General features: G+C 46.0%; 17 protein-coding genes. 7 read left to right on the forward strand and 10 right to left on the reverse strand.

Annotated features, from left to right (window positions below; all coding sequences use genetic code 11):
• The first annotated feature begins 2 nt into the window (after window positions 1-2).
• The 6 genes from EAO38_RS01320 (at window position 3) to EAO38_RS01350 (ending at window position 8,599) form a co-directional block, all read left to right on the forward strand.
• The gene (locus EAO38_RS01320) at window positions 3-875 is read left to right on the forward strand and encodes an ABC transporter ATP-binding protein (protein ID WP_121020435.1); all 873 of its coding nucleotides are present in this window, start codon (window positions 3-5) and stop codon (window positions 873-875) included.
• Window positions 872-1,672 (forward strand): ABC transporter ATP-binding protein, encoded by an 801-nt coding sequence (locus EAO38_RS01325; RefSeq protein ID WP_120947481.1) that lies wholly within the window; start codon window positions 872-874, stop codon window positions 1,670-1,672. The genes EAO38_RS01320 and EAO38_RS01325 overlap by 4 nt, the downstream gene beginning before the upstream one ends.
• A 3-nt stretch (window positions 1,673-1,675) precedes the next feature.
• Window positions 1,676-2,674: a GTPase ObgE gene (gene obgE / locus EAO38_RS01330; RefSeq protein WP_121020436.1), complete on the forward strand. Its 999-nt coding sequence runs from the start codon at window positions 1,676-1,678 to the stop codon at window positions 2,672-2,674.
• A 665-nt stretch (window positions 2,675-3,339) separates the two neighbouring features.
• Complete coding sequence (locus tag EAO38_RS01340; protein WP_235852452.1) at window positions 3,340-4,053, forward strand: BspA family leucine-rich repeat surface protein; 714 nt, start codon at window positions 3,340-3,342, stop codon at window positions 4,051-4,053.
• 69 nt (window positions 4,054-4,122) lie between these two features.
• On the forward strand, window positions 4,123-7,359 hold the full coding sequence (carB, locus tag EAO38_RS01345; RefSeq protein ID WP_407927403.1) for a carbamoyl-phosphate synthase large subunit: 3,237 nt from the start codon (window positions 4,123-4,125) through the stop codon (window positions 7,357-7,359).
• Between the two features lie 55 nt (window positions 7,360-7,414).
• On the forward strand, window positions 7,415-8,599 hold the full coding sequence (locus tag EAO38_RS01350) for a tetratricopeptide repeat protein (RefSeq protein ID WP_121020440.1): 1,185 nt from the start codon (window positions 7,415-7,417) through the stop codon (window positions 8,597-8,599).
• Window positions 8,600-8,864: 265 nt separating this feature from the next.
• On the opposite strand, the gene EAO38_RS01355 is transcribed toward EAO38_RS01350, so the two are convergent.
• The 6 genes from EAO38_RS01355 to EAO38_RS09310 all read right to left on the reverse strand — a co-directional run bounded on the left by EAO38_RS01355 (window position 8,865) and on the right by EAO38_RS09310 (window position 13,350).
• Window positions 8,865-9,437, reverse strand: a complete 573-nt coding sequence (locus EAO38_RS01355; protein WP_121020454.1) for an Hpy99I family type II restriction endonuclease — start codon at window positions 9,435-9,437, stop codon at window positions 8,865-8,867.
• On the reverse strand, window positions 9,427-10,230 hold the full coding sequence (locus EAO38_RS01360) for a DNA-methyltransferase (protein ID WP_121020441.1): 804 nt from the start codon (window positions 10,228-10,230) through the stop codon (window positions 9,427-9,429). The genes EAO38_RS01355 and EAO38_RS01360 overlap by 11 nt, the downstream gene beginning before the upstream one ends.
• 191 nt (window positions 10,231-10,421) lie before the next feature.
• A complete protein-coding gene (locus EAO38_RS01365; RefSeq protein WP_121020442.1) occupies window positions 10,422-11,138 on the reverse strand; it encodes a restriction endonuclease subunit S in 717 nt (238 codons plus the stop codon).
• A 32-nt stretch (window positions 11,139-11,170) separates the two neighbouring features.
• Window positions 11,171-12,055 (reverse strand): restriction endonuclease subunit S domain-containing protein, encoded by an 885-nt coding sequence (locus EAO38_RS01370; protein WP_121020443.1) that lies wholly within the window; start codon window positions 12,053-12,055, stop codon window positions 11,171-11,173.
• Between the two features lie 132 nt (window positions 12,056-12,187).
• Window positions 12,188-12,565 (reverse strand): restriction endonuclease subunit S domain-containing protein, encoded by a 378-nt coding sequence (locus tag EAO38_RS01375; protein WP_121020444.1) that lies wholly within the window; start codon window positions 12,563-12,565, stop codon window positions 12,188-12,190.
• Window positions 12,566-13,224: 659 nt separating this feature from the next.
• On the reverse strand, window positions 13,225-13,350 hold the full coding sequence (locus EAO38_RS09310; RefSeq protein ID WP_268877803.1) for a hypothetical protein: 126 nt from the start codon (window positions 13,348-13,350) through the stop codon (window positions 13,225-13,227).
• On the opposite strand from EAO38_RS09310, the gene EAO38_RS09400 reads away from it, so the two are divergent.
• Complete coding sequence (locus EAO38_RS09400) at window positions 13,339-13,662, forward strand: hypothetical protein (protein ID WP_328588079.1); 324 nt, start codon at window positions 13,339-13,341, stop codon at window positions 13,660-13,662. The two genes, EAO38_RS09310 and EAO38_RS09400, sit on opposite strands and share 12 nt — an antisense overlap.
• Here the strand turns inward: EAO38_RS09400 and EAO38_RS01385 are convergent.
• The 4 genes from EAO38_RS01385 to EAO38_RS01400 all read right to left on the reverse strand — a co-directional run bounded on the left by EAO38_RS01385 (window position 13,629) and on the right by EAO38_RS01400 (window position 17,007).
• A complete protein-coding gene (locus EAO38_RS01385) occupies window positions 13,629-13,970 on the reverse strand; it encodes a hypothetical protein (protein ID WP_121020445.1) in 342 nt (113 codons plus the stop codon). The two genes, EAO38_RS09400 and EAO38_RS01385, sit on opposite strands and share 34 nt — an antisense overlap.
• Window positions 13,967-14,167: a hypothetical protein gene (locus EAO38_RS01390; protein WP_121020446.1), complete on the reverse strand. Its 201-nt coding sequence runs from the start codon at window positions 14,165-14,167 to the stop codon at window positions 13,967-13,969. Before EAO38_RS01390 ends, EAO38_RS01385 begins: the two co-directional genes overlap by 4 nt.
• Window positions 14,168-14,293: 126 nt before the next feature.
• Entirely contained in the window at window positions 14,294-16,618 is a 2,325-nt protein-coding gene (locus tag EAO38_RS01395) for a phage tail tape measure protein (protein WP_121020447.1), read from the reverse strand.
• 227 nt (window positions 16,619-16,845) lie between these two features.
• Window positions 16,846-17,007, reverse strand: a complete 162-nt coding sequence (locus EAO38_RS01400; protein ID WP_407927404.1) for a DNA methyltransferase — start codon at window positions 17,005-17,007, stop codon at window positions 16,846-16,848.
• Window positions 17,008-17,032 lie beyond the last annotated feature (25 nt).

Here is a 17,032-nt window from a genome sequence, read left to right on the forward strand (position 1 = left end):
GTATGGATGAAACTCTGCTCAAGGTGGATAATCTTAAAACTTACTTTTTTACCGATAAAGGTGTGAATAAAGCCGTAGACGGGGTGAGTTTTGAGCTCAAAAAATCCCAAACCCTGTGCATTGTGGGGGAGAGTGGGAGTGGGAAAAGCATCACTTCCCTCTCTATTTTAGGGCTCATTGACAAACCGGGTAAAATCGTGGATGGGAGGATTGCGTTCAAACAGCAGGATTTGCTGAAATTGTCTCAAAAGCAAATGCAAAAGGATATTCGGGGCAAGAAAATTAGCATGATTTTTCAAGAACCCATGACCAGCTTAAACCCCTCTTACACCGTTGGGTTTCAAATCAGCGAAGCGCTCAAAATCCACCACCCCCATTTGAGCCGTAAAGAACGCTTTGAGCGCGCCCTAGCTGAATTAGAACGCGTGGGCATCCCCCATGCCAAAGAGCGTTACCACGATTACCCTTTTAAATTGAGTGGGGGGCAACGCCAAAGGGTGATGATTGCCATGGCCATGGTGTGTGCCCCAGAGCTCTTGATCGCCGATGAGCCCACCACCGCCTTAGATGTGACTATTCAAGCCCAAATTTTAGAGCTCATGCAAGAATTGCAAGCCAGCAAGGGGACTTCTATTTTATTTATCACGCATGATTTAGGCGTGGTGGCGCAATTAGCCGATGCGGTGGTGGTGATGTATAAGGGGCATGTGGTGGAGAAGGCTAGTGCTAAAGAGCTTTTCAACAACCCGCGCCACCCCTACACCCAAGCCCTCTTAAACGCCATTCCCAAACCGGGCAAGCAACACCGCAAAAAACGCCTTCAAACCGTGGATGAGAATGTCAACTATTTAGAGTTTCCTAGGGAGATTCGATGATTTTAAGAGTCAATGATCTACACAAGACCTATCGCATTTCTCAAGGGCTTTTCAAACCTCCCAAACTCATCCACGCGGTGAAAAATATCACCTTCAAGGTGCACCCCGGGGAGATTTTAAGCGTGGTGGGGGAGAGCGGGTGTGGGAAGAGCACCACCGCCAAATTATTAATGGGGATTGAGAGTCCCAGCGGAGGGGAGATTTTATTCAATGAAAAAAGCCTAGCCCAGTTTAGCAAAGCCGATTGGCAGGAATACCGCAAACATGTACAAATGATTTTTCAAGACCCCTATTCTAGCCTCAATCCTAGATGGCAGGTGGGGGATATTATTGCTGAACCTCTCTTGCTCAATAGCAATCTTTCCAGACAAGAACGCCGGGAAAAGGTCTTAGAGATGATGGATTTTGTGGGGTTAAAATCAGAGTGGATCAGCCGCTACCCCCACCAATTCTCCGGAGGGCAACGCCAGCGCATCGGCATCGCGCGCGCGCTCATTATCCGCCCTAAGGTGGTGATCTGCGATGAACCCGTTTCGGCTTTAGATGTCTCCATTCAAGCCCAAGTGCTTAACTTGCTCTTGGACTTGCAGCAAGAAATGGGCTTGACTTATATTTTTATCAGCCATGATTTGGGTGTGGTGGAGCACATCAGCGATCGTATTTTAGTGATGTATCAGGGCGAGATTGTGGAGCGCGGGGATGTGGATAGCGTACTGAGCGCCCCTAAAGACCCCTACACCAAAAAGCTTTTAGACGCTGTACCCCATTTAGAAAAATCCATGCGACGCTTTTCTTAGCCCATGTTTGTAGATAGTGTAGAAATTACCATCGCCTCAGGCAAGGGGGGAGCGGGGGCGGTGAGCTTTAGGCGCGAAAAATTTGTGATCAAGGGCGGACCGGATGGGGGCGATGGGGGCGATGGGGGCGATGTCTTTGTGCAGGTGAATGGCAATACCGACACTTTGGGGGCTTTTAGGGGTAAAAAGCATTACAAAGCCAAAAATGGCGCACCCGGGGGTCCTAAGCTGTGCAGTGGCAAAAAGGGGGAGAGTATCACCTTAATTGTGCCCCCGGGGACACAGATTTATGATCAGCAAAGCGGAGAGCTTTTAGGGGATTTTATAGAATGCACCACGCCTCTTAAAATTTTAGAGGGAGGTAAGGGAGGGATGGGCAATGCGCGCTTTAAAAATGCGGTGCAACAACGCCCCACCTATGCCCAAAAGGGGCTAGAGGGGGTAGAAAAATGCGTGCGCTTGGAGCTAAAGCTGATTGCCGATGTGAGCTTGGTGGGCTTGCCCAATGTGGGCAAATCTACCTTAATTAGTGTGGTGTCCAACGCGCGCCCCAAGATCGCTAATTATGCCTTTACGACCTTAGTGCCCAATCTGGGCGTGGTTTCTGTGGGGGATTTTAAAGAATTTGTGATCGCCGACATCCCGGGGGTGATTGAAGGGGCTAGCCAGGGTAAGGGCTTAGGGCTGGCATTCTTAAAACACATTGAGCGCACGCGCCTTTTGCTCTTTGTGCTAGATGTAGGCTTGGATTTGCTCCAACAATACCAGCAGTTGCGCACTGAACTTATGGGTTTCTCGCAAGCCTTAAGCCAAAAGAAGTTTGCAATCGCGCTCAATAAAATAGACACCCTAGAGACAGCGCAACTTGAATCGATCTTGCATGCCTTTGAAGCGAATTTGGGCGATCCCAAGCCTGTTTTTATTCTGCCCATTTCTGCCCACACCACCACTAACACCGCCCAGCTGGTGCAATTACTAGTCCAAGCTTTGAATAAGGATTGATCTAAAGGGGGTGGCATGTCCAAGAGTCGCGTTTTAGTTTGATCGGGGCGTTGTTTTTGTTGGTGGGGCTTTGCCATGCAGGGAATAGCAAAGCACAAGAGCTTTTCAAGCAGGCACAAAGTACATGATCTAGAGGATGATGTAGTAGCGGTAAAGCACCTTCGAATCATTCGGCACAAACAACTACTTGAGATTAAGGTATTGTAAGTTGCTATTTAGTCGGCGGAGTTCTTGCATTTGTTCTTCATGCTGTCTTTGTTGTCGCATACTTTGCGTTTGTTGGTTTATGCTGTTGTGTATCCCATTGAGTTGTTGCATATGTCTATTTGTATTTAGTTGTAGCTGTTGGTTAGCATTATGCAACATTTGGTTAGTCTGATACAATGACTGTAAGAGAAGTTGCTGTTGCATATAGTGTTGTTGCATCTTATGCTGTCTGACTTGCAGAGCAAATTGCATATCCTTCTCCAACCCTTCTACATTATCCGGTCTCTTCTCTGTGAACATAACACCTCTTGGATATCGCTTGACAGCCTCGCTTAAATCAGTTGGGAAGCTAACCCTAGCACCACTGATCCAAATGGCCTCGCACGGCCAGGTCTTATAAGAGTCTTCTTCAGACTTACCTTCCACTTTTTCATGTTTGTAACGAAGTGTCTGAGGAGTTGAAAAAATTAGTCGCCGATGAGAGCGTGCATTTAGGCGAGATTGATATTAGCCAAATCACGGATTTGAGTTGCTTGTTTTGCAGTGTGGATTGCACTTTTGACATCATGCTTCAAAATGAACGCCCTCAAGATTTTACAAGAAAAAACTTTGAGGGGTTAGAGACTTGGGACACTTCGCATGTAACAAATATGGAGGGGATGTTTGAGAAAGCTATCCATTTTAACCATGATATTTCTAGTTGGAATGTGTCTAGGGTAAGAAATATGGACGGTATGTTTAAGGGTTGCCAAAATTTTAACCAGTCTTTGGATAAGTGGGATGTCTCCAGTGTGGCGAGTATGACAATGATGTTTCAGGATTGCACCCACTTCAACCAGTCTTTAAAAGATTGGAATGTGTCTAAAGTGGAAGAGATGCAATGCATGTTTGCAAATTGCAAAAACTTTAATCAACCCTTAGGTAGTTGGGATGTGTCTATGGTAAAGGACATGTGGCGCATGTTTGAAAATTGTCAAAACTTTAATCAGTTCTTGGGTGATTGGGATGTTTCTAGGGTAGAAAACATGGTGGGCATGTTTTGTTTTTGTTCTAATTTTAATCAATCCCTAGAAAATTGGGATATTTCTACTAAAACAGATACAGAAAACATGTTCTATGGCACCGCCCTTAAAACTCCCCCAACTTGGTATAAGGGTTTATTTTATAAATAGAGCCTCATCCCCTAATCTCTAGGGGGTTGGCCCTACAGACCTAAAAATCCCAAACTAACTTTTGCTATAATCCCGCTTATGCAAAAATTTAAGAAAATTCTACTCATTGGATCGGGTCCTATTGTCATAGGGCAGGCGTGCGAGTTTGACTACTCCTCTAGCATTGCCCTTAAAACGCTTAAAAACTTGGGCTATGAAGTGGTGCTTTTAAACTCCAACCCCATCACCATCAACACGGACAAAGCCCTTGCCTATAAAACCTACATTGAGCCCATCAACACCGCTAATGTGCTTAAAATCGTGGAGCAAGAAAACATCGAGGCGATTTTACCCACAATGGGGGGGCAGACGGCGTTAAATATCATGGTGGAGTTGCACCAGCAGGGGCATTTTGAGGGGGCTCTAAAACATGTCAAACTCTTAGGCGCGAAGATTGAGAGCATTTTAAAGGCAGAAGATCGGCGCGCGTTTAAAGAGTGCATGCTAAACATCGGGCTAGATTTACCCAAAGGGGGGTATGCCTACAGCGAGGAGGAGGCCTTAAGCGTGGTTAAAGAAGTGGGCTTTCCTTGCATCATCCGCTCTAGTTTTACTTTGGGCGGAGAGGGGAGCAGCGTTGCCTTTAACATTGAGGAGTTTAGGGATTTGGCCAAATTCGCCCTAGAAGCCTCGCCCATTAGTGAAATCTTGATTGAGGAGAGCTTATTAGGCTGTAAAGAGTTTGAAATGGAGGTGGTGCGCGATTGCAAGGATAATTGCGTGATCGTGTGCTGCATTGAAAATGTCGATCCGATGGGCATCCACACAGGCGATAGCATCACCATTGCCCCAGCTCTCACCTTGACAGATAAAGAATACCAACGCATGCGGGACGCCAGCTTTGCCGTGCTTCGGGCGGTGGGCGTGGATACGGGGGGGGCGAATGTGCAATTTGCCATTAAAGATCGGCGTTTATTAGTGATTGAAATGAACCCACGGGTTAGCCGCAGCTCCGCGCTGGCTAGTAAGGCGACCCTTTTTCCCATCGCCAAAGTCGCCACGCTTTTAGCTTTGGGGCACACCTTAGAAGAAATACAAAATGACATCACCCAGAGCACGACTTGCTTTGAGCCCACTTTAGATTACATCATCACCAAAATCCCGCATTTTGATTTTGAGAAATTCCCCCAAGTGGATAGCACTTTAGGCACTTCTATGAAAAGCATTGGCGAAGTGATGGGGATTGGGGGGAGCTTTAAAGAGAGTTTGATGAAAGCCCTAGAGAGTGATTATCTCTTAAAGAATCTACGCGCCTTTTTAGAAAGCCCCCTAGATTTGGCATTTTTGAAAAAAGAACTACGCCGCCCCAACCCTAAACGCTTACTTTACGCCATGCACGCTTTTAGCGATGGTTTAAGCGTAGATGAGGTGCATGATTTATGCTATATCGATCCTTACTTTTTAAACGAGCTAGCCGAAATCGTGCAAGCTCTTTTAGAGCTCAAAGAGGCGGATAAACAAGCTATTTTAAGCGACAAGTCCGCCCTATTTAGGCTTAAAAGCATGGGCTTAAGCGATGCGCTCATTGCTAGCTTTTTAAGCGTGAGCGAGTCAGAGGTGAGGCAAGCTAGGGATACCCTAGACTTGCACCCTAAAATGTACCAAGTGGATTTGAGCGCCAATGAATTTAAAAGCCCCACGCCCTACCTATACAGCACCTACGCCCCCGCCTTCCCTAGCCACAACACCCCCCCCAAATCCACCCGCCAAAAGGTGATTTTAATTGGCTCGAGTGCCAATAAAATCGGGGTAGGGATGGAGTTTGATTACGCCTTGACGCACGCCAGCCTTGCGCTTAAAAAAATGGGACTAAGCCCTATCATCATCAACAACAACCCCGAGACGATCAGCACCGATCATGACACCAGCGATACGCTCTATTTTGAGCCCATCACTTTAGAGCATGTCCTAGAGATTGTGGCAAGAGAGAGGGCGCATTTAATGGGCGTGGCGGTGGGCTTTGGGGGGCAAACCCCGCTTAAAATTGCCAAAGACTTAGAAGCCTTGCATATCCCCCTGCTAGGCACCGCCTTTAAGAACATTGAAATTGCCGAAGAGCGGGATTTATGCCATAAACTTTTAGACCGCCTAAACATTGCCTACCCCAAGGGCTTATGCGCCAACTCTAAGACCCAAGCCCTAGAGTGTTTAAACCAGCTAGAACTGCCCCTCATCTTACGCCCCAGTTTTGTTTTAGGGGGGGCAAAAATGCGGATTTTACGCACCAAAGAGGAGTGTTTAGACTACATAGAAAACTACAGCTTTGAAACTAGCCTACTCATGGACACCTTCCTAGAAGATGCCCTAGAGCTTGATGTGGATGCGATTTGCGACCAACAAAGCGTCTTTGTGTGCAGCGTGCTAGAGCACATTGAGCCCGCCGGTATCCACTCGGGAGACAGCACTTGCTTTATCCCCCCAAGCCTAAGCCCGCAGGTTTTAGAAGAAGTCTATAGCCAAACGCAAAAAATCGCTTTGGGCTTGCAGGTGTTGGGCTTAGTCAATATCCAATTTGCCTACAAAAATAACCAACTCTTCGTGCTAGAGATCAACCCCCGCTGTTCGCGCACCGTGCCCTTTGTGTCTAAGGCTTTGGGGTTAGACATTGCGGCGATGGCGATCGGGGTGATGGTGGGGCAGAAATTAGAGGAGATGAAGGGGCTAGAGAATAAAGGCGGGGGGTTATTCTTAGCCAAGCCTTTAAATTATGTCTTTGTCAAAGAGAGCGTGTTTCCCTTTAATAAACTCTATGGGGCGGATTTGGTGCTAGGGCCTGAGATGAAAAGCACGGGCGAGGTGGCGGGCGTGGGGCACACCTTAGCCGAAGCCTTTTATAAATCCCAGCTTGCGTGTAACAACCCAATCAAGCACAGCGGGCATGTCTTTGTGTCGCTCAAAGATGCCGACAAACAAAGGGCGATGCCTTTAATGCGCGCCTTTGTTAGTTTGGGCTTTAAGCTTTACGCCACCACCGGCACACATAAAGCACTGCAAGCTGAGGGGCTAGAAAGCGTGCAGGTGCTGAAAATCTCTGAAGGCCGCCCCAATATCTCGGATTTTATGTTAAACCAGCAAATAGACATGGCGATCAACACCAGCGACCGGGTGAGCGAGGACTCTAAGATCATCCGCATGCAGGTGCTGAAAAACAAAATCTCTTATTTCACCACGCTTAAGGCCGTAGAAAAGGTGCTTTTAAGCCTTCTTGAATACTCCAAATTCAAGCACAACCCCCCCGTGAGTTTGCAGGAGTTGCAGAATACATAATCAAGCACTGCCAACTAAATAGATGGTGTTGTTTTAATTTAAAATAAGGGAGAAGATGGCAAGAGTCGATGAAAATAATTCTTGGATAGAATACTTTTCCATTGCTTTAGAGGCTCATCGCAATCAAGATTACACTAAAGCTCTAGAATGTCTCCAAAAAGTGGCAGATATGAAAATTCCCGAGGCTTATTATAATTTAGGGGTTATGTATTGCAGTGATCAAGACACTATTCAAGACTATAATAAAGCCGTTGAATATTTCCAAAAGGCAGCGGATACTGGAAATGCTGGAGTCCGCACTATGGCATACAACAACTTGGGGGACTTGTATTTTAATGGTCAAGGTGTTGAACAGGATCACTCTAAAGCCTTGGAATACTTCCAAAGAGCGGTGGATGTGAAGGGGGCAAAGAATGCTTTGGCTCACATTAATTTAGGCTTTATGCATTACAATGGACTGGGGACCTACAAGGACTACAAAAAAGCTTTAGAGCATTTCAAAAATGCGGCGGATATGGGGGATAGTAAAGGTTATAATAACTTAGGGTTTATGTACTACTATGGTCAAGGCACTGTTAAAGACTGCCAAAAAGCTTTGGAGTGCTACCACAAATCTGTAGATTTAGGGAATGTTGAAGCCTATAACCACTTAGGTTTTATCTACTATCAAGGAAAATGTGTTTCAAAAGACAATCAGCAAGCCTTTGCGTACTACCAAAAGGCGGCGGATATGGGGGATGCCAGTGCTTACAATAACCTAGGGTGTATGTATGAAGATGGTAGCGGAGTTGTTAAAAATGTCCAAAAGGCCTTTGCATATTTTCAAGAAGCCGCAAAAGTTGGAGAACCCAATGCTTGCTACAACTTAGGGCGCATGTATAGAGATGGCATTGGCACACCCCAAGATGATGAAAAAGCTTTTGAATATTTTAAGAAAGCGGCGGATAACGGAAATGCGCGTGCTCACAATGACTTAGGAGCTATGTATGCTCGTGGTTGTGGCACACCCCAAGATGATGAAAAAGCTTTTGAATATTTTAAGAAGGCTGTAGATATGGGAGTGATGGAAGCACAGCATAATTTAGACTTGTGTATAAAAATAAACAAGACATCCCAAAAAGAGCTTAAGTGGTTTGTTTTTTCTGGGTCATACATGGAATCTATTGGCAGAATAGCTGAAATGGTGATCGCTGGAGGAATTGTGGAGTTGGGGAAGGCATTATGTAAAATTTTTATGTAAGCTTTTTGGATCTCATCTAAATAGACTTTAAGGTTAAGTTGGATTTAGCGGTTGATGAGTAGGCCGAAAGTAGGAATATATTAGCGATCTCATCGTGTCAGTCTTGAACTCGATGGGCTGTGTGGTAAGACCCATGAGTCTATTTCTCTTTTGAAAAACTTTAAATCTTTGTTGAGCAGGTTATCTTTTTAACACACTATAGGGCGTGCTAAAACGCAGGTGGAGGTTAGTAAAAAAGAGCAATGAGCTTTAAGGGCTTTTGAAATTAACCACTTTTATACCTTTTAAGATACTCGATCACTTTTTCTAAGAATTTTGGATTGTCCTTAAATCTGCCTAGTCCCGTGTTACAACTATCACATATCCACTCTCTACCCATGCCGGTTTTGTGATCATGGTCTCTTACTAATTGCGCTGTAACCCCAACAATGCTCCTTTTGTCGCAAATAGGGCACACAAAGACACTCCCTTTAGGTGGGGCTTTTGCGTCCATTTTGGCTTTTTCTATGGGTAAGAGTTTCACGCCGTCAATGTTTTTACGGCATTCTTTGCAACTTGGTCGTGTTGTTTTGTTGCCTTTGGCATCTGTTTGGTTGATTTCAAAATCCTCTGTGTTTTTTAAAATGTGGCAAATGTTGCAAATCTTAACGCTAAACCCCTTGCCCGTTTTCCAAATGTCGATGGTTTCTAGGTCTTCAAGGGAGACTTGCAGGATTTCATCGATACCAATAAACAGCATAAAAGCACATTCTCCATTGAGCGCCCTAATCACCCCCACAGAGTTTTTTAAGACATGGCCTAGGGGTTTTGTGGCGATCACAAAGCTATTATTTTGAATATTCACTAAAAATTCCCATGTATTTATCCAAGCGTTTTTGAGCTATATCTATATATTCTTGGCTAATGTCAATGCCAATGAAATTTCTTTTATTTAAAAACGCCATCTTGCAAGTGGTACCACTCCCACACATGGGATCGAGCACAATATCCCCTTCATTGCTCCACGATAAGATATGATCTTGGGCGAGTTGTTCTGGGTAAGTGGCGGGGTGCTTGAAGGCTTCTTTGTCGTTGGTCGTGCCCCCTAAACCCACAGCGTAGAACCAAATGTTGGTGCGCGTTTTTTCCTTTTTTAATTCTCTGAGGACTTTGTAGTTCTTGCCATCGGCCTTTTTGTTCGCCACTAACATTTCCGCCCCATGCCTTGCAGTCGCCTCTTTAAGCGGGTTAAAGGTCTTGGGCTTGCCTTTAGAAAAAATAAACATATATTCATAGCTATTGGTATAGGCATTCGAGCGCATAAAAGGCGTGTTTTTTTTGGCATAGATCATCACGTCATGCACATTAAACCCGATTTCTTGGAAGTAAAGGGCGTGCTTAAAGCTGGTAAGGCTTCTGTTGCCATTTCTAATTTTATCGCCCACCACCCACACAGCCACGCCGCCTTTTTTCAGGACTCTAAAAATTTCATGGGCGATTTTTTCAAACTCGAATGAATAGCCATTGTAGTTACGCAAATCATCATAGGGCGGAGAAGTCAAAACCATATCTATGCTGTCATCTTGGATATAACCTTTTAAAAAATTCACCGAATCACCAGCATACAAACGATTGAGAAAATCACTATTCATAAAGGACCTTGATCTTGCCTAAGGGTATTATACACAATTAGGCATAGCTAAGGTAAAAACGTTTAATCCATCCGCCACGCCAAAAAACTAAACACCACCAGTTGCCCGTGCATTTATTGGAGAGATTGCTTTTAATGGGAAGGGAAGATAAGTTAGGAACAATGCCAACGAGATTCTGTTTAGAGACTCTTCTAATCCAGAAGAGAGATTTTTTTTTCCACCTCTAATTTAGCCCATTCTAACTGGTTGTGGGCTTGGGCGCGCCGATCAAAGCTTGTTTTTAGTTTTTGGGCGATGTTTTCTTGCACGCTTAAGGGCAAAAGGGGGATGATCGCATCCGCAATTTTTTGAGTGCTCCAATGGGCGATGATGGAGCCTATACTATCTCTCTGGGCTTGTAGCTGTGTGGTTTGGTGATTGAGGCATAGGGCTAAATACTGCGGATTTATTTTGGTTTTGTCCTTGATGGCAAGGCGTAAGATGCCTCGGCTTAAGACCACTTCTAGGTTATGGGGCACACAATAAGCAATCCCCACACTCCCATCCTTGCTTAACAACACCTCCCCCTCTTTGGGGTAAAGGGGTTCTAATTCTAGACTGGGGCTTAAGAACACTTCAGTGGGGCTGATCCCAAAGGGGCTAAGATTGCTCACCCGCACAAAGGGTACTCCCATATCTTTGTAAGCCCCACTTCCCGGCTCAATGGATTCTTTGATCTGCACCGACTCTTTTAGCCGTGCATGGGGGCGGGCTTTAAGAAATGCTTCATTGTGTTCATATTTTTCTTGGTAAAACTCCGCGTCCATGCGCCCGCTACTGCCCAGACTTTGTTTTAAGGTCTTGATACTGTGGTTTCTTTGGTTTAAAAGCAAAGTTTCTAGCAAGAGCCACTGGGCTAAACGCGCCAAATAGCGGGCACGCTTTAAGTGATATTTAAGTTTTAGTGATCTCTCTCTCTCTCTCTCTCTCTGCTTAAAGCCCCTTCTACCTCTGCTCTTGCTTGGACTAACAAGCTTTTAGCCTCTTGGCGGTGGGCTAAACTCTCTTGCAAAAACGTAGCGATTTGCTCTTGGATGGGGGCGGGGATTTTGTGGAGCAACACGCTTTTTAAGGCACTCTTGGAGATGGCACTTAGAATTGCTCCATTGGGGAATTTGGTCAGATAGGTTTGAAACAATGGGGACTTTAAAAGGGTTAAAAGAGTCTCAGGGTTAAAGCGTTTTGAGCGCAGGACAAAAAAGCCCGTAGAAACCACGCAGGGACTTAAGCTTGCTGGGACAAGGGCGCAACGACTCAAACTCCCGGCCACGCTAGAGAGCAAGACATCACCACTTTGGGCTAATCGTCTCGCCCGTGTGGGCAGATGTGCGCCTAGTGCCTCTGTAGGGGTTAAAATGTTACCATAGTTGCCAATATGGGCGAGTTCAACATAGCGGTAGGTCGTGTTGGGCTGGGGTTCAAAGGGGGCATCGCAAATTTCAAAGTCTTCAAGGGTGCAAACCCCGCCTTTGTAATTTTTAAGCAAGTCCTCTATTTGGGCGTATTTGCTTTGGTAAAACTCCGCATCGAGCCGCCCCGTGCTTAAAAAGCTTTCTTTCAAGCTCTTGATTTGGTGTTCTTTGGGTGGGGCTTTGGGCGGTGTACCTAATTCTTGCTCTAGCAAGCCTTGCGCCTCTTTATAAAGGGCTTTGCTCTGTTCTAGGAAGGCGTGGGCAGTTTTAACTAGCTGGGCGATGTGTTCTTGAAAGTCTAGGGGGAGAAGGGGGATTTTTATTTTTTCATAGAAAACTGCCGGTACTCTTTGCCGACCACTTGTCCCGACCATGTTGTCTTTTGCGACTTGTCTTATACTCTCGCGGTTTAGGTAGCAAAAGACAAATTCGGGTAAAAATCTGCTATCCCATACACGGATCACATTAAATTCTGTGCTACCAAACCCGACTCCATTTTTCAAGTGCTACGCAATAGCGCATTTCCCATGCTCCATGCATGGTGTGATTTTTGCAATTAAAATATCATTTTCTGCAAAGTATGTGTAGACCTTTTCAAAATCTTTGATTGTCCCGCTCTCTGTGTCGCTAATTGTTCCATTGCCTAAGTTTTGCATGGATAACAAGGTAACTTGCGTTGATTTTGATAAGCTTGCTATTTCGGCTTTTGTGGGGTTGATTATCGCGATTGCCGACAACTCTACATAGCTTAAATTGTTATTAATCTGTAGGTTTGGCCGCTTAAAAGGCTCGCTGTCAAGCCTAAAAGTTGTACTTCTTCTTTTAACTTCGCTTAATTTTAAAACGCTGATCTCTAAATGGGGGTAGTTTTGGGCTGGGGACATGGATTTCCTTATTGGCATCATTTGACTTCATCATTCATTTTATATTCATTTTATATTTTTATCGCCACAACTTAAGTTTGTTGACATTTTTTTCATTAAAATGACCGCCATTTCTAGGTGGATGCTTTTCCACCACCCGTATAATCCACGAGTTCAGGTGCAAAACTTCCTAGTAGGTCATCTAAGAACAGTACGATTTTATCAGGCTGTAGGGCGATATACAGCTCTTGGGGTTTTTCTTTTTGCTCGGTTTGGTTGTGCCTACCTGTGTTTTTGTCGGCTGTGATTTTAGCAGTTAGTCCAGGGTCGCCTTTAGGGGTACATTTTTGACATACTCCCCATAACCAAAGCTAGGGGATTCTAACTTTAGCACAGATCGTGGCTTCAAACCAGCTTACTTAGGAGTCTTATGTTCCCTATTGCTAAAAGGTTGATGCTCCAACCCCAAGGGTGTTACCCCTTGATTGCGACTTAGATATTAGCACAAGCCTGCTGATGTTAGCCAACTATCCCCATAGTTTAGTTGCTTGTGGGATTTAGCGCGCAAGTGGTAAATTTGCTCATTCACGACTCAACTCTCGGGCAAGGATGGTGCGCATGCTATGATACAATAAATAAAGTTGTGAAATATAGAAACATCTAAAGATTTTAAGAAGTGGTTAGACAATCTCAAAGATAATAGAGCCTGCGCGACCATCACACGCCGCATTGACGCGATCAAAGAGCGCGGGTATTTTGGAGATCACAAACACATCGCAGGCGCACTCTTTGAATTGCGTATCCACACGGGGCCGGGGTACCGTCTCTATATTGCCAAGCTTGAGACTTTTAGCATACCCAAAACTTTAAACACAGAGGCAAGACGCTTGGCCTATCTCAGTTCTGTTTTAGAGGATGGCGACACGGCGGAACTAAAACGCGCACTCACATACATCGCCCAATCCAAAGGGAAAAACTTACCCCCTTTAAGGGGGGATTTTGATCTCTTAAAGGTTTTAAAACAACTAGGCTTTACTCTGCAGGCATTAGAAGGCAAAAAACCCACTCGGTCTAAGAAACGCGCTCATTCACGGCTTAACTCTTGGGCAAATATTTGATGCGCTTGGGCTAATAGGCGATCGTTTTGCTCTCTAGCGATCACACTAAAGGGCTTGGTTCTAAAATAGAACACTTGCGATCCGCGCGGACTTCTTTGGCGGCTATGGCTAAAAAGCGTGCTAGCACTGGTGGTGATCCCGCTAAAGCTTTGGGCTTTGCGCGTGGCTAAAAAGCCCTTATTGCGCACCTTAAGCTCGCCGCGTTTAGCCCCTAAAAACCCCCCTTGAATGAAGAGATGATCTCTAGGCCCCAATTTGACCAACACCCCCGTGCGCTTTTGGAGGCGTTTAAAGCGGTTTAAACTCATTTTATAGATAGCGTTACGATGGTAACCTCTAGGGTGTCCACCCTAGATTTTTTAGTCTTGGTGAGCCGCCGGATTGTCTTGTTAGAGAGGCTATAGCGCGTCCTTATTAATTCTCTTTGGCGTTTGGCCGTCTTGGTGAGCGTGCGGTTTAGCGCGTTATTGCAAAAGCGCGCCATGTCTTCATAAAAGCCCATCATTCATCCCCATAAGAATACTCCCCGATCCCAGCCTGCTTGATCGCATGCACAATGCTATTAGGATCACCTTGGGTGTAGATATTAATCGTTTGGGTGTTGTTAGAGTTGATGGTTCTTTGATCGCTCTTAGGCGCACTCTGCCCCCCCCTTCAATGCGCTTAAATCAAAGCTCCCCAACACCGGGAGGGCCTCTTGCTTTGGCGCGCCCTCTTGGGCGCTCAAAGTGGGCAGGCTGAGTTTAGAAACATCTTTAAGCACATTTTTATCCTCCCCCCCAAAGCCCAAAAACCCCGCTACTTTGCCCAAAACCCCCCCAAAGATACCCGCGTACCACTCATAGACCTTTTGCAAGAAGTCTAGCACGGGTTTAAGCCACTCCAACAACCCCTCCCACACAGAAACAACATAGTCTTTCAACCCAGCAAACACCTCCCCCATCCCCCCCACGCTTATCCCAAAGAGATTTAAAAGCTTGACAATGCCCGCCCCCAACATCTCAAACACCCAAGAAAACACGCCCACAATGGGGGCTAAGCCTTGTGCTACTGCTTGAAAAATCATTTTCACATCCTCCCAAAAGCCCATTAAACGCGCTTTTAAGCTCCCCCAAAACTCTATGAGCCACGCTTTTACGCTATCCCAATGCTCAATAAGACCATAAATGGCCACGCCTAAACCCACAATGAATAACCCGATCCCAGAAGTCATTAAGGCTAATCTAACTAATTTCATCGCCCCCCCGAATAAATTCGCCATGAGCATTGAAGTGATCCCAAAGATTCTAGCCGCCACACTGCTTAAAGTGATTTGCCCGGTTAAAAGCCTAAACGCCCCGCTTAAAAGCAAGAGGGGGGCGCGGATCGCTAAAGAAACACCCACACTAGCCAAGCTCACCCCCCGATGCCACAACAACGCGCTAATATTGCCCAACACACTATAACGCAAGAGTGTCCATGCGCGCAAAAGCGGGGTAAACACCACCATCGCTAAAGGCCTTAAAAGCGTCAAGCTCAAAACGGCTGCTTTTAAGCCTAACACCCCAGCCATAGTGAGCATGATCGCCCGAGTCGCGCTCTGGTGTTCTTTGGCAAAATTGGCGATCGGGGCTAACATCGCGCTAAACGCGCTAATGAAATTATTCACCACCGGCAAAAGCGCGTCCCCTAAATGAATATACAATATCTCCATCTGTGCGCCTAAGCGTTTTAATTGGTGCGCGGTGGTGTTGGCTTTAGCCGCGAACTCCTCATCCATGGACCCACTAGAGTCCTTCAAGGCCTCCCCCATCACTTCTTTGTATTTGTCCATCGCCCCCACAAGGGTTTTCATCTTGCCCAAGTGTTCTAATCCAAACATGTCTTTCAAGGCCTTAGTTTGTTGCACCTTGTCCATTTTAGAGAGGCTCTCTAAGAACATATCTAGGGCGGCTTTGGGCGCGCTCGCGCGCATCTCTAGCCAGCTATCCATGTCAATGCCCATTTTAGAAAACCAGTCCCCAAAGACCTTATCAAGCCCCTTAGCCTTGCCCTCTGCTTTATCAAAGCTCCCTAATTTATTCATCACGGCCTGTAAAGAAGTCCCCGCCACTTCGCTAGTCATCCCCAAAGCCAACATAGAAGAGCCTAGCCCGGCGATCTCTTTAGCAGAGAGCCCAAAGCCCTTACCCGTGCCCGCGATGCGCTTCATGATGTCAATGATGTCGCTAGCCCGGGCGGTAGAATTGTTAGAAATATTGTTAATGGTATCCCCCACCATCTTTAAATCTTTCATCTCTAAGCCTAAAATGCTTTGGATGTCGGCCATGCTTTTGCCCGCATCTTCTGCGCTCATGTCAAAAGCGACGCTCATCTTTGTTACCAATTCTGTAAAATCCGCAATATTCTTAGACCCCCCGATGCCCATTTGCCCCGCGCTCTCGGCGATCTTGTTGAGATCGGCCGTGCTAGAGCCCAAAGACACAGACAAGTCTAGGAGTTTGTTTTTCAATTCTTGGCTATCCGTCATTAATTTGCCATTGAGCTTCACGCCGTCTAAAACCACCCCCTGCGCGTTCACCCCCTCATTTAAGACCTTTTTCACACTCGCAAAAGACTCTTCAAAGTCAATGCTCGCTTTTAAGGGCTTGCCTAGAGTGTTCTTAGCCGCCCCAAAAGTGGCCACCACCGCCCCCACACTCTCCTTAATGGCCTGCAGACTTTGGTTAAATCTTTGGGTGATGATGGCGGTGTTGACCTGTCTTAGTTCTGCATTGATGGCGCGCACTTGTGTGCTGGTGATCTCACCTAAGCGCAAATTAGAGGACAAAGAGGTTCTAAGTTGGTTCATAGAGGCGCGCACGCCCTCAATGACCCCATTAGAAGTTTGCAAAGAGAGCGCGCGCCGTGCCGCCTGCATGCTCTCTCTAAAGGCCTCTAATTGGGGTCTGATGCGTACAGAGAGTTCAGTTTGCATACCAATCCTTTAAAGGGCCCCCAAAAGGGGGCGATCCCATGTTATCTCTTGGTGATCTTAAGGCTTATTTTAAGCCCAAAGCAAGAGAGATTAAGGCAAAATGCCCACATAGGATCACGATCATGGTGACGCATGACCGCTCCTTTCTGCCCGGGGTTAATATAGGGTACCCGGGCCCTTCTATTCTAGCAAATCCACGCTAAACAACCCCCTATCTAGCGCTTTGGCTAAATTCTCTTTGGCGATCTTAGCATACTCTGGGGATTTCTGCCCTCGCAAACGGCTACGAAACATTCTGTTTCTTGCCGGCTCGCCCCGATAAAATCTAGCCCTAGTTGCGCGCATGCCACCCCTGTAGAGCCACTCCCACAAAAACAATCCAACACCACTGAGCCCCTAGGCAAGATTTCTAAA

Origin of the sequence: Helicobacter vulpis (genome assembly GCF_003660395.1) — a bacterium.
Taxonomy (GTDB): domain Bacteria; phylum Campylobacterota; class Campylobacteria; order Campylobacterales; family Helicobacteraceae; genus Helicobacter; species Helicobacter vulpis.